This window comes from Streptomyces milbemycinicus (assembly GCF_002154605.1).
Taxonomy (GTDB): Bacteria; Actinomycetota; Actinomycetes; order Streptomycetales; family Streptomycetaceae; genus Streptomyces; species Streptomyces milbemycinicus.
In genome coordinates, this window is sequence record NZ_MUNE01000857.1 from 1 (window position 1) to 991 (window position 991).

The window sequence follows — 991 nt, forward strand, 5'->3', positions numbered from 1 at the left end:
AGGTCTAGGGGGGAGGTGGGGTCGGGCGGACCGCCGCTCGAGCCTCCGCTGCCTCCGCTTTGACATTGGTCCCTGACCTGACCGAGGAGTTGGTCGCAGTCGTCTTTCGCGCTGCCAGATGGGCTCGGTGTCGGGTCAGGAGCAGCGACGGCACGCGTGGCCAGGAGCACGGCTGCCGCCTGCATGACCGCCAGGGCACCGGTGACCGTGAGAGCATGGCGGTGTGGGCTAACGGGCATAGGTAAACCCTCCGTACTCCTCGACTGCCTTGGCGATCTCATCGGCCGTGGACGCGGTGCGGTCACTGTTGACGGGCGCTGGGCCGTCTTGTTGAGAGAAGCTCTCGACCTTCCAGTCGTTGCCCGCCCAGCGCAGCTTGAGCGTCATGGTGATCCAGTCGTTGGTGACCGGGTTCGTCGAGCCTTCTCCTGCCGTGCCGAACACGCCCGTGCACCAGACTGCGACGGTCGCGGTGCCAGTGGCGTACTTTGTGATCTTGGTGCCGACGGGCACGGTCCGAGAGATGTAGGTCATGCCGTCTGCGGCCTTGCCGTTGGCATCAAGGCCGATTTTCCGGAGAGTTTCGGTCGAGTAGGCCTTGTCGAGCTTGGTCTGCAGCGGCCCTGCCGCCGCGCTGGTGAAGGCCTGAGACACGATCCCATGGCGGCGGTCCCGGTTGAGCATGTCAGCCGACCCCAGCGCCACTGTGTAATTCGCCGCCGCACTCTGCGCCCCCTGCTCCGTCTTCGCGAACCCGGACGCGATCCCCGTAGCCGCGTCCTTCCCCTCCACCGGTCGCTGCCCCGTCGGGGCTGTCGTCTGGCTCTTCGCGCTGGTGCCGGAGGGGTCGTGGTTGGTGTCGCTGTCAGAGGAGGTCTTGTCGCCGCCGCGGTTGGCGAAGGCGATGGCCGCGATGAGGAGTACGACGACGCCCACCACGGTGACCAGGTTGCGGCTGGGTTTGCCGGGGCGGGTGGTGCCTCGGCGGGGT

At 67.3% G+C, this 991-nt stretch carries 1 protein-coding gene; it reads right to left on the minus strand.

Annotated features, from left to right (window positions below; genetic code table 11):
* Positions 1-228 precede the first annotated feature (228 nt).
* Positions 229-991: DUF8175 domain-containg protein (locus CCN51_RS47630; protein ID WP_086861016.1), on the minus strand; the 763-nt coding region annotated here is incomplete at its 5' end.